This is a genomic window from Bacteroides cellulosilyticus DSM 14838, assembly GCF_000158035.1.
In the GTDB taxonomy this organism is placed as follows: domain Bacteria; phylum Bacteroidota; class Bacteroidia; order Bacteroidales; family Bacteroidaceae; genus Bacteroides; species Bacteroides cellulosilyticus.
Genome location: NZ_EQ973490.1, coordinates 1,133,393 through 1,148,433, shown reverse-complemented (window position 1 = coordinate 1,148,433; position 15,041 = coordinate 1,133,393). Strand labels below are relative to the sequence as shown.

The 15,041-nt window shown below is 43.0% G+C and carries 9 protein-coding genes and 1 pseudogene; 8 read left to right on the top strand and 2 right to left on the bottom strand.

Annotated elements, in window-relative coordinates; genetic code table 11:
- The 6 genes from BACCELL_RS08835 to BACCELL_RS08810 all read left to right on the top strand — a co-directional run.
- The coding region (locus BACCELL_RS08835) for a response regulator transcription factor (RefSeq protein ID WP_081450800.1) at nt 1–490 on the top strand (490 nt) is incomplete at its 5' end.
- A 245-nt stretch (nt 491–735) separates the two neighbouring features.
- Nucleotides 736–1,161: a DUF3836 domain-containing protein gene (locus tag BACCELL_RS08830; RefSeq protein ID WP_007211370.1), complete on the top strand. Its 426-nt coding sequence runs from the start codon at nt 736–738 to the stop codon at nt 1,159–1,161.
- A gap of 476 nt (nt 1,162–1,637) precedes the next feature.
- Nucleotides 1,638–2,204: a hypothetical protein gene (locus BACCELL_RS08825; protein ID WP_007211368.1), complete on the top strand. Its 567-nt coding sequence runs from the start codon at nt 1,638–1,640 to the stop codon at nt 2,202–2,204.
- A gap of 20 nt (nt 2,205–2,224) precedes the next feature.
- Nucleotides 2,225–3,322: a toxin-antitoxin system YwqK family antitoxin gene (locus tag BACCELL_RS08820; RefSeq protein ID WP_007211367.1), complete on the top strand. Its 1,098-nt coding sequence runs from the start codon at nt 2,225–2,227 to the stop codon at nt 3,320–3,322.
- Nucleotides 3,323–3,421: 99 nt separating this feature from the next.
- Nucleotides 3,422–4,318, top strand: a complete 897-nt coding sequence (locus BACCELL_RS08815; protein WP_248604788.1) for a hypothetical protein — start codon at nt 3,422–3,424, stop codon at nt 4,316–4,318.
- 13 nt (nt 4,319–4,331) lie between these two features.
- Nucleotides 4,332–5,972 (top strand): tetratricopeptide repeat protein, encoded by a 1,641-nt coding sequence (locus tag BACCELL_RS08810; protein WP_007211365.1) that lies wholly within the window; start codon nt 4,332–4,334, stop codon nt 5,970–5,972.
- Between the two features lie 18 nt (nt 5,973–5,990).
- Here the strand turns inward: BACCELL_RS08810 and BACCELL_RS26005 are convergent.
- Nucleotides 5,991–6,176, bottom strand: a pseudogene (locus tag BACCELL_RS26005) (DinB family protein); the annotation flags it as partial.
- Nucleotides 6,177–6,847: 671 nt separating this feature from the next.
- Here BACCELL_RS26005 and BACCELL_RS08795 point away from each other — a divergent pair.
- Together BACCELL_RS08795 and BACCELL_RS08790 are read left to right on the top strand one after the other, a co-directional pair.
- Nucleotides 6,848–12,475, top strand: coding sequence for an alpha-2-macroglobulin family protein (locus BACCELL_RS08795; protein WP_242577620.1), 5,628 nt, complete (start codon nt 6,848–6,850; stop codon nt 12,473–12,475).
- Between the two features lie 33 nt (nt 12,476–12,508).
- Nucleotides 12,509–13,960, top strand: a complete 1,452-nt coding sequence (locus tag BACCELL_RS08790) for a TlpA family protein disulfide reductase (RefSeq protein WP_007211360.1) — start codon at nt 12,509–12,511, stop codon at nt 13,958–13,960.
- A 572-nt stretch (nt 13,961–14,532) separates the two neighbouring features.
- On the opposite strand, the gene BACCELL_RS08785 is transcribed toward BACCELL_RS08790, so the two are convergent.
- Nucleotides 14,533–15,041 (bottom strand): carboxylesterase family protein (locus BACCELL_RS08785; protein ID WP_007211359.1); only part of this gene is annotated, 509 nt, incomplete at its 5' end.

Here is a 15,041-nt window from a genome sequence, read left to right as displayed (position 1 = left end):
GGTGGATAAAGAGACGCCTATAATCTTTTCTTCCGGTTTGGTTTCTCCCAAAAATGTATTGAAAGGCTATGAGTTGGGAGCCAACAATTATATCAAGAAACCTTTCATTCCCGAAGAACTGGATGCCCATATTCATGCTTTGTTGAAACTCTCCAAAGGTGAAAAGAGTAAGGACGAAAGCGAATGTTACAAGATTGGAAAGGAATATGTGCTTGATGCTACGCACGCCATATTGAAGCATTCATCCGGTGAAAACAAGACATTGACCGCCCGTGAAGCCGGACTGTTGCAAATGCTTTGTGAGAACAGAGGAGATGTAGTACGCCGCGAAGCCATTCTTGATAAGTTCTGGAATACGGAAGATGATTATTTTGCTTCCCGCAGCCTGGATGTATTCGTCACGAAACTCCGTAAGTTGATAGCTGAAGATTCATCAGTCAGCATTAAAACGGTGAAAGGTGTGGGGCTGATGCTGGAAGAAAACATATAGTTCCGGCTATTTGATTACTATATTTATTCGGGGCACTAAACTGTGTCTCGAATATTTTTTTGTCCTTACTGTTCGTTTTCATGCGGACACTTGTCCGGAAATGAACATAGCTTGAAATCGTATGTTCGTTGATAATCAGTGTTTTATTGTTTTGGCACGCCAATTGACTATATATAGTCGAAGGCGGTTGACAAAGACTTCCTCTTAAAAAACAAGAAGTAATAACAATAAAAAAAATAACGATTATGAAAACGAACTTAATTTCTAAAGCAGTGGTAATGTTGGCAGTAGTAATGGCCAGTGTAATGAACTTCTCTGCAAATGCAAGTAATCCTACTCAGTATGTGAAGAACGAAGAGATGACCGGCGAGTTGATGACCGCAAAGACTATCTTTAAGAACGAAAATGGACATCTGTATCGCCACCTCCGTTACACCTACACTTACGATACAGAAAATCGTGTGACCAGCAAGGAAGCTTCTAAATGGGACAGCTCACAAGAGGCTTGGGTTCCTTACTTCAAGATGGATGTTTCCTATGCCAACAATGAAGTTGAACTTAGCTATGCCCGCTGGAACTCCAAGAGCAATGCTTACGACAGCAGTATTAAAAAGACTATTTATGAAATGAATGATGATAATGTTACTTTAATGTTGGCAAGTACGAAATAAAACATCAATAATTAGGAAGTAAATGCCGGGATGATGAGATTTATATCTCATCATCCCGGTTTTGTTTTGGAATACAAGTTATGAAAGTAATTGGCTTTTTTGCAGATGAACCAGAGAAAATATCTGATTCCAGAAAAAGATATTATCCGATTCGGGAAAGTGAATTAGATAGTAGTAATTATAAAAATATGGGGACAAGCAAGAAAGTATATGTCTGGTAGCAGGTAATGTTGCTCCTTCATTGGTTCTTTATGAAAAGCTATTGATGGAATCAGTTCCTTTATGCAAATGTCCCCTTATTTGTCTATCCTTTATATAGAGTTATCATTTGAAAAACAGCTGTTTAGTTTATGGATTATCCCCTTCATTTATCCCCCATGATTGTTTCATTATTTACAGGTTACTTTTTACTTTTGTTTTCATACGATAACCAGGAAAGATAGAACTATTATTAATCATTATAAAAAGTAATATTTATGGAAAATCAAACAAAACTCTACCCAAGCTATATGGGTGAATTCTATGCAGCAAACCCGGTGAAATTTGAAAAAAGAAAGAACAATGTTAAGCCGATGCTTTATTATGGATTGGCTGTAGTCGCTGTTATTATTGTTATTTTTCCTGGTTTTATTCCTGTAGCGGGTTGGTTGGTTCGGACGGTCGGAGTAATTGCTGTATTAATATGTCTGCTTGCAGCGTATTTGAGCAATTTCGATTATTATAATAGCGAGAGTGGAGGTAAGATAAAAGAGGTGGGTTTGAAGAAGTTCAAACGCGATGAAACCGATATAAACAGAATCCTGGAAGCGTTTCTCAGAAAAGACTTTGAGTATCTGGCAGAGTTGCCCGGAGCATATAGCGCACCGGTCCAGATTCATGTGGAAGAGGATAAATTAGGGCAGGAGATGTATTGTTTACTGACTTCTTACGATTCTGACAGCAACATTATCGGTCTGACCAATGTCCTGACCTTATCAGGAAACGATTATCTCGATCATGCGGATGTAATAAGGCAGATGCTTAAAGATGCGGAAAACGATTGATTCTTAAATTGTAGGACATAATGAAAAAGCTGATTTTATTTATTGGCCTTTTGCTTTTTGCCTTTCTGAATGTCTGTGCGCAGAAAGAGTATCAGATAGAGCAGGTGTCAGCTATAAATATGGGAGACGGCCGCATCTTGTTCCGGGACTTGAAGACTGATAAGCCCTTGGATGGTGAGCACCGTATCATAGACGGTTATCATTCTGCCTATATCCTGGCTGACTTTAAAGAAGGCCTTTACAATGGTAAGTATGAAGAGCATGAATACAACAAACTGATATGTGAGGGTGCTTATAAAGAGGGACGCAAAAACGGTGTCTTCAAGATGTACTCCGATGAGGGGAGACTGAAAGAAGAGAAGTCTTATAAAGACGGGAAATTGGACGGTGCGCACAAAACTTACTATACCACCGGTAAAGTGGAACGCGAAAGGAACTACCGCATGGGAAAACAGGATGGTAAGGAATTAAGCTATGACTTTGACGGCACATTGCGCATGGATCATACATATAAAGACGGTAAGCAGGTAGGCAAGCAATTCACTTTCATGAAAGGGACCTATGAGCTTCATGAAACCGTTTATTATAATGAGAACGGGCAGAAAGACGGAGATTATTCTTCCATATTTATCTTTGGGCTTCCTCATGTACTGGGGCATTATAAGAATGACCAGAAAGATGGGCGATGGATTACAATTGCCGAAAGTGGTGATACATTGATGATAGAAACCTATGTCAATGGCAGGGAAGAAGGCTTGCATGTTTCGTTTGATAGGAGAACCGGTACCCGTAAGCGTGAATTCTACATGAAAAATGACCGTAAAGACGGGCTTTATCGTGAGTACGATCCTGAGAATGGTGAACTTATTTATGAAGCCACCTATCAATACGGTCGTATCAATGGAAAAGAACGTCGTCTGATAGTTACAAATCGCTATGATTACTGGGAAATATCCACCTACATAAATGGCCGGCAGAGCGGTCCGTTTGAGTCGCGTTACGTGAAGAACGACCGTATACGTGAAGTGGGTGAATGTCGGAATGGGCGGCGCATCGGGCGATGGAAACTCTATGATATCGATGGTAAGCTGGAAAAAGAGTGGGAAGAAACCAAGTAATCACTTCGCTTTTCCGTATTTATGAGCAGAAAGAAATTTAGACCCAAACAGCAACCGGTTCATGGCGAAGATGCCTCCCGACAGCAGCCGAAGAAAAGAATGGCACTATGGAAAATTCTGGTGCCTGCCTTTGTCTTTCTCTTCCTGTTGCATTGCAGGATGTGGTATATAGAAGAGGAAATGCTGATACATACTGCATTTTCTTCCGGCAGCTATTTAGGATTGAACCGGAAAATCGTTATTCTCCTTATGGCAATAACGATGTGTGGCTACATGGTTTATATCTATAAGAAAAGCACTGGGCGGTGGTATCATTGGAGAAACTTCGTTTATGCCTTTATGTGTGGAGGTATTGTAGTGGGATTATGTACCAATGTGCTGGTTGTCTTTCTGTTCTGGCTGAACAGTTGCTTTACTTCCGGGGTACAGACCCGTGAGTATATAATTGTCAATATCGCTCCACACGACAGGACGCGTAAAAGTAACATTCCCCGTTCTGCTGCATGGTTGCTGAATACATTTTCTTACGGGGAGATATTTATACAAGGTGATCGTTACACTCGCATTTACTTGCCCATTGACTCTGCATACCGGCTCAGCGGTGAACGAGGTATCTATCTTAAAATAGAGTTGGAAGACGGCTGGCTAGGATGGGGAGTAATACGGAAGATCAATTCGGTGACCGCAACAAAAGTATCGGAAAAAGTAGAAGTTCATTTCCCTGAAGATGAGCAGACACAGGCGCCTGACTCTTGCTTGCACGAAAAAAGTGAAAAAGCTTTTAAGTATACATGGAGAGATATTTACATCTTTGCCAAACTGAGGAATATTAATTTATCGGATACCACCCATGTCAGTATAAATCAGTATATAGACGGGCAAAAAGGTATTCCGGTGTGGGAGATTGATATACGCGATTCCATTCAGCCGGATATGGCCAGAGTGATATTGATTCATGGAGAGACTGGAGAAGTGATGATGGATTCGTACGAATAACACGATATTGAAGATGAGATTGAAGAGTTTGATAGGGATAATCCTATGGGGTGGTATGTTGGTTGCTTGTGCTCCTGATAATCGCGTGGCCTTGGCGGAGAAGTTGATGGCGGAACGGGAGACGGATAGCGCCATAACCGTAATGAATGAGATTAAAGAACCGTTGCATAACTTATCGAAACGCGATTATGCACTTTATGCCTTACTGATGTCCGAGGCTGTCCACAGGAAACAACAGTTGAATGCAGCTACAGATACCCTGCTGCTGCCGGCAATTAAATATTTCAGCCAATCGGGCGATTCTCTTTATGCCGAACGGGCCCTTTACTGCAAAGCACATCTGGACAGACGGCTTAACCGGATGAGCGATGCCATGCAATCTTTTCTGAAAGCTCTGCTTTTCCTGCAAAATAGTGGTAATCATGAGCAGCTCTACCGGGTGAATACCTGGTTGGGAGTTGTTTGCTTGAATCAGGAAGAATATTCCGGTAAGGTGCGTTATTCCAAAGAAGCCTTGAAGGCGGCTTTGGATTTGGGAAATATGTTTTATAAGAATATGGCCTTGTGCGATATTTCTACCGGATATTTGTTTCTGAACCAATTGGATAGCGCCCTTTACTATGCTCAGGCGGCCTATGAGGCGGCTTTAGCCGATTCTGTTCCTCGGCAACTTCCTTTCATTTATACAAATCTGGGTAGTATCTATTCTCAGCAAGGAGAGCCTGCCAAGGCACTGGATTATATAAATAAATCAATAGCTCTTCGTCCGGCTAAAGATACTGCAAGAATTCTTTCGCTCTATGGAGTAAAGTTGGAGTTGTTTGGAAAACTGGGACAATATGATTCGGCATATCACTATTTTCAGAAAGTTATCTCCAGTCCGGAGCCTTCTTCGGTGGCCGACGCCTATAATAATATGGCGAAAATATATCATAAAATGGGCCGTGCTTCAGATGCCTATCCTATGCTACAACGCTTTATTGAATTATCCGATACCATACGAAAGTGTCGTCATACTGAGGAAGCCATTGCATTGCAAGAGCTTTACAAACACGAACAGCTCTCGGTAGAAAACCTGTATTGGCGCACCCGGGCTGCGGAAAGGCAGCGTAATGTGTATTGGATGACCACAATCTCTTTGCTGTTGGTTTGGGTGGCAAGTGCGGTATATTTCATCTATCGCCGTAACCGTAATCGCCTGATGGCGCAGCAACATCAGCTCGTGCAACAGGAAAAGGAACTGAAGCAGCAACGTAAGGCCACTTCCGAGAGTCTTCGCCGCATGGTGGAAATGGAACAAAAAGAAGCAAGGCTGAAGGAAACCTTTTTCAGGAGATTAAGTCAGAAGGTGGTGCAAGAATTAGAGAAGGGCGGCAATGTCATCCTTTCAGATGAAGACTGGGATGACATTGTGCAGAATGCTGATATTATCTTCGACAACTTTACGAAACGCTTGCAGCAGACTTATCCAAGTCTCAATAAAGACGACTTGCGTTACTGCTGCATGGTGAAAATGCAATTGTCTCAGTCGAGTATGGCACAAGTGATGCATCTGGAGCGGGATTCCGTGAAGAAACGCCTGAAACGTATCCGTATGGAAAAGATGAGAGCGGATAGTGGTGTTACGTTGGAAGAACTGTTATACAATTTTTAATTGTGCCGATGTACCCAATTACATCCACTTGGCAGGGTGCCCTAATGCCCGTTTTATCGCTTCCATTTCGGCACTGTGCCACATCTCGTGTTTGAAGCACTAGGACAGCGCTTCGTACTTATTATTGGCAACCGGATGTTTGAAAGGAATAGGTCCTAAGTTCTCCGATAAGATACGGTTGTCCAGCAGGGATAAGTTGCGGATACCTTTCAGTTCATCCATTGTGGCGACTCTCTCGTTCCGGGCATACCGCAGTATGGTGCGTTTGCATATGTTTGCGTTTTTGACACTTTGCTTTTTATGCATAGTGAGAATGTGATATTTCCGTCCCGATGCAGGGAAGAACGGAAAGAAACGAACGAAAATCAATATTTTGTTGATTGATAGTGTAATACATAAATACGTACAACTCTAATAATAGAAAAATAGATGGTCTGTGCACTGAAAACAGATGGTCTGTCTCCCATCTATAGACCGTTTGTTTCCCATCTATAGATGGTTCGCGTTACATCTATAGATCTTTTGCGTTACATCTATAGATCCTTCGCCTCAGATCTATAGTTCCTTCATGGAAGAAGTATAGTTCTCTTGCATAAGTATTGTATATACGGCCTGCTTTATGCAGAAAACATGCATGTATATTCTATGGATTATGCGACAGGATTCTGTTTGGGGTGTTTTCAGAGAGGCATCTGTTAGTAAAAAAGACATTCCGGTAACTTTTTGTTCGGAATGATGTGCTTTCCGGTAGCCGGTTTCTTGGGCTGTTGGCATTTGTTATGTTATTAAGTCTGAACAGCCATGCTACCCTAAGAATAAAAAATATATCTTTGTGAATGAACCTGTTAATTGTCGAACGTAAATCGAAAACACAAATGAGAAATATGTTTTATTGGGCTGGTATAATAAGTATTCTTATCTGCCTGCCGCTTCGGGTTTCCGCTCAGTCGTATGAACAAATGTGGAAACAGGTTGAAGTTCTGGAACAAAAGCAACTGCCTAAATCTGCAATACAAGAATTGCGAAAGATTTACGAGTATGCCAAACAGGAAAAGAATGTGTCTCAGATGATGAAAGCACATTTGACGAGAGCATCCTTATGCATTGATATTACTCCTGATAGTCTGGATAGCGAATTGTCTGCCTTGAAAGCTTGGATGGAGGAAGAAAAAGATACGGTATATCAGGCCATACTGAATAATCTGCTGGGATATTATATCCTGGATACAGGTAAAAAAGATGAGACTGCAATTGATACTGCCATCGCTTATTTCCAACGTTCGTTGCAAGATAAAGAAATACTTTTCCGGAAGTCTGCTGTGGATTACCGTCCTATGACCAACAGCAAAGAACTGAGTGAGAAATATTGTGGTGATAATATGTATCAGTTGCTTGCCCGGCAGGCCATCTCCCGGCTAAGCGGCTATTTTATTGCCAACCCTGTATCAGCCGAGAAAATACAAAACGAGATTTTATCTATTTATGACGGACTGATTGACTTCTACCGCCAACAAGGCATGACAGACGCCCGATTATTATTGATGCTGGATAAGTTACATTATAAGGGAAACGACGTCAGTCGGGGCGGAGTGAATGAAAGGCTGAGGCTGACCGATGAGCAAGTAATAACGTTATTAAAACAATGGGCGGAAGAATTTGCTGATTCCCCGCTTTGCGGAGAAGTGTACTGCCAGTTGGCAGAACGCTATGATAGAATGCAGGATTACACCGCAAAACTAAAAGCAGCACAAACCGGACTTGCAAAATATCCCCGGTCACTTTCTGCCAATGATTTGAAAGAACAGATAGCAGAAGTATTGACTCCCAGGCTGATGGTGGAAATTCCTTTTGCCTATCCGGGAAAGGACGTTGACTTGAAAGTAAAATACCGTAATCTGGCCGGACTTACGGTAGAACTTTACCGGATGAATCTGCCTGTCACAAGTCCTGTCCTGGAGAGGGAAATAAATGCTTCCACTTTAAGTCAATATGGAAAACTGGTCAGTAGTCGCCATTATGATTTGGCAGCTACTCCGGACTACAAGGAAACAGATACTTTACTGCGTTATAAATTCCCCGTTGAGGGCATTTATGTAGTAAAGTCTATCCCTGACGGACATCGTAAATATACGGCTTATGGAAAGGCTTATGTCTCCTCCTTGCAGGCCATATCATTAGGATTACCCGATGGAAAGCAGGAAATCAATATCGTAGACCGATTGACTGGACATCCGGTAACGGGTACCGAAGTGGCCTATTACCGTGTGTCACCGGGAGAAGGTTACCGTTTGATCAAAGCATATCCTGTGAATGGCAAAGGGAGTGTTATTCTGACTCCACCCAGTGTAGGAAACTGGCTGGGAATAAATGTCCGTAAGCCGGGAGCTGATTATATGGAGATCAGTTATGCAGGCTTTTCAAATGCGGGATATCATGTGCCCGGTTCACGAAAGTGGGAAAAGCACGTTTCTCTTTTCACTGACCGTGCGTTGTATCGTCCCGGCCAGGTGGTGCATGTTTCGGGAGTAGCGTATGAGCAATCAGGTGATTCGGTCCGTGTTTTCTCCAGAGTTCATAATGACGTAGTGCTCCGTGATGCTAACCGGCAAGAAGTGGGTAAGATATCCCTTGCTACAGATGAATTTGGAGCCTTTCATGGCGATTTCGTACTCCCTGAGGTACTTCTCCCGGGAGAATTCGAAATATCGGTGCAAGATGGCGAAAGCCGCTATATCCGTGTAGACGAATACAAGCGTCCTACATTCGATGTTGTCTTCCATCCCTGTCAGGATACTTATAATATGGGTGATACACTAATGGTCAGTGGCGAAGCAAATACATTTGCGGGAGTTCCGGTGGGCTTGTGTAAACTCAGTTATAAAGTAACCCGTTCACTGAATGAGTTCTGGAAGATCTCAGACAATGAAACGGTTCTGGCCGTAGGTGAGATGCAGACCGATGCAGACGGGAAGTTCCGCTTCCCTGTCTTTCTGCGTGAACCGGATGATTTCCAACCTGATAAACCGGGGCGCTACTATACATACAAAGTGACGGCTGAAGTAATCAGTTTGACCGGAGAAATAGAGAGCGGAGCCTTGTCATTACCTGTAGGACAGCAGTCTGTTGCCTTACAGATTAAAGGTTTGCGCTCCAAAGTGGCACGTGAAAAGCGGGATACTATACAAATTCTGGCATTGAATTTAAGCCGGCAGCCTGTAACGCTTCAAGCCACTTACGTGGTGTATGCCTTGGATGAGAAAGGCAACAAAGGCAATGAGGTGTGCCGTCGTACAGTTGGGACCTATCAATCATTTATTCCCGAGGATATACTTGCTCTCACTCCGGGACGTTATAGAATGGAGGCTTCAGTCCTTGACGGGCAGGGAAGAACCTGTACGGCGGAACAGGACTTTATTCTCTTTTCATTGGCAGACGCTCACTTGCCGGCATACTCACCGGAATGGTTCTATCAGGATGGGGCAGAGCTTGATGCCCGGCATCCGGTGAACCTATATGTAGGCAGTAGTGAGAAAGAGGTCTATCTGCTGTATGATGTATTCTGTGGCGATAAACGTATTGAATCCGAACGAATGATCCTTAATAATGAAATCCGGAAGTTTACCTATCTCTATAAGCCGGAATATGGGGATGGAATCACCGTAAACTTTGCTTTTATGCGCGAAGGTAAGCTGTATACAAAGAAAGTACAGATAGCACGTCCCCGTCCGGAAAAGAGCTTATTGCTGAAATGGGCTACTTTCCGTGACAAACTGCAACCGGGAGGAAAAGAGGAATGGAAACTTCAGATCATGCATCCGGACAAGAAAGCGGCTGATGCGCAATTGCTTGCCACTCTTTATGATGCTTCACTCGATAAGTTATACATCAATGACTGGAACTTCAATCTGAGTCTCTCCCGTTTTATTCCTGATACCGGGGCGAATCTGATATCTTCCGGGCATTCCATCTGGATGTATAGTAACTTCCCCTATTCAGGCAGCACTTTACGTGGTCTCCGTTGGTGGGATATATATAGTACTCTGAATACTCCGTTCTGGCAAGTTCCGCGTTCTGAGGGTAATTTCCGTATCAAGCAAGATAGCCGGATGATGAAATCCGGAAATGCCAGCTTTACGGATGAAGTTACGCTGGATGACGGCTTTGAGGTAGGGGATGGAAACTCCGTTGTAGCAGTATTTGAGTGCTCTGCTGCTGTGGCATTGGATGATGGTTCTCCTTATGTTCCTCTTCGCGAGAATTTTGCAGAGACTGCTTTCTTTTATCCTGCCCTCCGTACGGATACGAATGGAATAGCCAGTATATCTTTTACTTTGCCCGAAAGCCTGACTGAATGGAAGTTTATGGGATTTGCCCATACCCGGAACATGGACTACGGACAGATAACGGCTAAGGCGAAAGCTGTCAAGTCGTTTATGGTGCAGCCTAATATGCCTCGTTTTATTCGTGTGAATGATAAACCTGCTATCAGTACGGGAATAATCAATCTGTCGGGAGAAAATATTCAGGGAACAGCCCGTATGGAACTGGTCGATCCGCAGACAAATCAGATAATATCAACCCTGGAACATGAATTCAGTGCGGATGCCGGAGCAACCGTTTCCGTATCATTTGATTTAGAAAGCCCGGAGGAACCTACGGTATTGATTTGCAGAATTATTGCCGAGGGTAGTAATTTCAGTGACGGCGAGCAGCGCTATCTTCCGGTTTTATCCGATAAACAATGGGTGACTGAAGCGATACCCGTTCAATTGAATGGTACGGAAAGTAAATCGGTTACACTGGAGAGTCTGTTTAATGATGGAAGTAAAACTGCAACAAACAAACGGCTGACGGTGGAACTGACGGCCAATCCTGACTGGTATGCCATACAGGCTTTACCCGTCATCGGCAATCCTGTGGATGAGGATGCTTTGTCGTGGGCAAGTGCTTACTATGCCAATTCATTGTCTGTGGCCATCCTCGATGCCAATCCCCGCATCCGGCAGGTATTTGAAAGCTGGAAGATACAGGGAAGGCCATTGTCGGGCAATCTTAATGATAAAGAAGAATTAAAAGAGCTGTTACTTAAAGAAACTCCCTGGCTGGCAGATGCTCTTGATGAAACAGAGCGGAAGAGAAATATAGCGCTTTTGTTTGACTTGAACATGATGAGTAACCGTAATCGTATTGCGGTATCCCGCCTGGAAGCATTGCAGCTCCCTGACGGTTCCTGGAGCTGGTATAAAGGGATGACGGGGAACCGTTATATCACTACCCGGATCGTGGAAATGCTGGCACGGCTTCGCACAATGGGTGCATCTACCCTTCTGGTGCAGGGAATGTATGAAAAGGCTGTAAGCTATCTCCATACCCAATGGCTGGATGAATACAGACAGATGAAGGAAAATGAAAAGAAAGGCAATAAGAACGGATTACCCGGTGAGCAATCCTTGCATTATCTGTACATCTGTGCTTTAGATGAGCAGGTGGCAAAGCGAACTGATAAAACCGCTTATTCGTATATGATTGATAGATTGGAGGCCGGTGCTCCGAGTGATGCGATTTACGACAGGGCACTTATCGCTACCATACTGCATAAAGCGGGTAAAAAGGTGAAGGCGGACGAATTGGCGCGATCCATTCTGGAATATTCCGTTGCTACTCCCGAGATGGGGCGATATTTTGATACTTCGAAAGCCCGGTATTCATGGGGCAGTTACAGAATTCCGACACAAGTGGTTGCTATTGAAGCCTTATCCGGTATTCTGAAAGAACCGCTGGCAATTGCTGAAATGAAGCAATGGTTGCTTAAACAAAAACAAATGCAGGTTTGGGATAATCCGGTAGCTACTGCCGATGCTGTGTATGCTTTCTTGAGTGGAGATGATAACCGATTGGCGGAAAACAGTACCATGAAAGCGGAAATAGCCGGGACAACAGTAGTGGCTCCTGATGATGCATTAGGGTATGTCCGTCGTTCTTTCTCCGGTAATGAGGTCGGAGCCCGGCAAATAGAAATTGTACATACAGGTGCAGGAATAGGCTGGGGAGCTGTATATGCTCAATGCCTGGAGGATATGGATAAATTGCAATCAGCAAAAGGCAACGGATTGAAAATCAATCGTACCTATTATAAAGACGGCAAGGAGGTTTCATCGAAGACGGATTTACATGTGGGAGATGAGCTTACTGTCCGGCTGACCGTGAAGGCGGATCGGGATATGGATTTCGTTCAGATAAAAGATACACGTGCTGCATGTATGGAGCCCAAAGAGGCATTGTCGGGATATCGTCATTCCGATGCTACCGGTTATTATCAGGTAATGCGTGATACCTCTGCTGAATTCTTTATTGACAAACTTAAAAAGGGTACTGTCCAAATAGAGTATAAAGTTTATATAGACCGTTCGGGGACTTACCAAACCGGTATTGCTACTGTCCAATCGGCCTATGCACCTGAGTTTGCCGGATATGGAAAGAGCCTGTCTGTAACGGTGCGCTGAATTTATTAGTCATTTATTAATTATAAAATACGTATGAAACATCTATGCTTACTGTTTGCAATTTTATCTTTCTTAGGCTGTAAGGCTCAGAAGGGTCATGAAGATTTGGCGAAAGAAGTGATAATCTCGGGCCGTGTATTTAACAGGGAAGTTTATCCGAAGGAGAAGGAGGTGAAACTTGAGATACCTTATCTGTCCGGTCTGGAAACAGTTTACACTTCTCCCATAGCGGATGACGGTACTTTCTGTTTCCGTTTCAGTCCTTATGCTTCAACTCGTGAGGTTGCTCTTCGCAATTATGCGGAACACTTGTATGTACACCCGGGTGATAGTCTGCATGTTGAGATTGACTTCAACGATTTGTTGCATCCCCGCATTACCGGAACTTCCAGTGCGCTGAATCAGTATATGGCTCTTTTTACCGAAGGAGGATACTATCGCAGACTTAGTTCCTATAACAGAGAAGCACCCTTTGATGAATTTGAAAAAGAATTGAAAACAGAGTATGCCAGTCTCCTGGAACGTCGTGCCGACTTCCTCAAAGAACATTCGCCGGGCGCAGAAGTTGAAGAGTATACGGCGGACTTATTGTTGATAGATTATTATACTGCACTCTTTGGTAATGCTATATCACAAGCGGCAGATGGCAAGGATGTGAGTGGATATAAAGCATTATTGCCGGAACTTGACCCTGTCTTTTCAGGGAAAACCGTTTTTTCCGGTCTGTTTTCGCTTGCCGCGAATGTATATATCTTCCTTTATTTTGAGCATACCCGAAGAGAAAAAAGTGATTTTGATTTAGCAAATGTGATTGAGGTTAGCAAAGATCGTGCTATCCTTCCCTATTTATACCTCCAACCCATAGGTACCTCTTTATGCGATAATGATACAACTTACATCGCTGATCACAGGTCTCAATTCGACTCTATAGTTCAGGCTCCCTATTTAAGGCAACCCATGCTTAAACTATATCAGGATAAAGTGAATTATCTGAAAGCCCCCCAAGCGATATCCCATTATATGCTTTATGGCGATAATGCTGATGAGGCGACTGCCAGGGAGAAAATGCCGTTCATGATCCCTGTGTACAATCTTTTGGAAAAGTATGCGGGCAAAGTGATTTATGTTGATTTCTGGGGAGTAACCTGTCCCCCTTGCCTGGCGGAAATGGAGCCTTTGAAGGAACTGAGGAAACGTTATTCGCCCGATGATGTGGTTATGGCCAGTATCTGTGGAAGTAGAGATCGGGAAGCATACCATAAGATTCTGGAACGTTTCTCTTTGAGAGGGAAGAATATTGAATGTATCTATTCGGAAGATTGGGCGACTTCTGATGATTATCATCGTATCATGGCTCATTGGAATATGCATAGTATACCGCAATTCCTGCTCATTAACCGTGATGGAATTATTGTAGATTATGGAGGCTTGTTGAGACCCAGTAATCCGCAGACAGTGGTAAAGATTGATGCTCTATTAAAATAAGAAACCGATAAAATGTACAGTTGACTTCGGAAGATAGGGAGGATAATAGAAATGTCTAAATGATGATATAATTCCTGAATCGTGTTCTTAATGGTGGAATATTCCTGTTTTCTGTAACACGCTTAATTGTGCAGATTCGCATTCCAGCATATTCTGTGAATAAGTAAGGAATAAAAATGCACTATCCCTATGTGTTATTGCATTTTTACAAGCTATTTATACAGAAAAGGGTTACTACTTACAGGTGATAAGGTTACTACTTATGGGTGATATCATTACTACTTATAGGTAAAAGGGTTACTACTTCCGGGTAAAAGGGTTATTTGATACGTGATTTTCTCCTATAAGGATGATTTAGGAGAGATATTTCAGTCTGGAAGAAATGTAAGTATTTCGATAGTGTATTAACAATCTGATGTTTGCTTGTTTTCATTCGTGTATTTCCATTCTCGTAAGGTTCCGGTTGGAAGTAACGGATTCTCGGCTAACTAAAAATACAAAATGACAATTTGATCAGTATGGGTTTATGTGTAAAGTGGGAAGATTCAATCTCCCCACTTTATATATTCATCCTATTTGGATTGCCTGAACAACCATTCTAAAAAGTCTGGTTGATTAAATGCCGGGTCCCAACTGTTATGTCCACATCCGGGGAACTCAATGTATCTTGGTGTTTTGCCTATCTTTTTCAAGGCCCGGTATGCAGCTCTTGAATTCTCTACGAAAACTGCATCGTCTTTATCTCCATGATAAATGGTTATTGCTGTGGTTGGTGAAGCCTTTTCCAAACGTTCAGGATTAATTCCCCCGCAGATAGGAATGGCTGCTGCGAATAAATCGGGAAAGCGGCACAGTAAATCAAAAGTACCCATTCCTCCCATAGATAATCCCATCACATAGATACGGTTGACATCCACGTTGTCGTTGTTCATATACATGTCAAGTACTGCTTTTACAGCTTCCATAGGAATGGTAATCTCCGGGTTTTCGGGGAATCTTTCGCCGCCGGACTTACCCTCGCTGTTTGGTTTACTGCTATTAGACCAGGAACATTCAGAAGGGCACTGAGGATAGATTACGA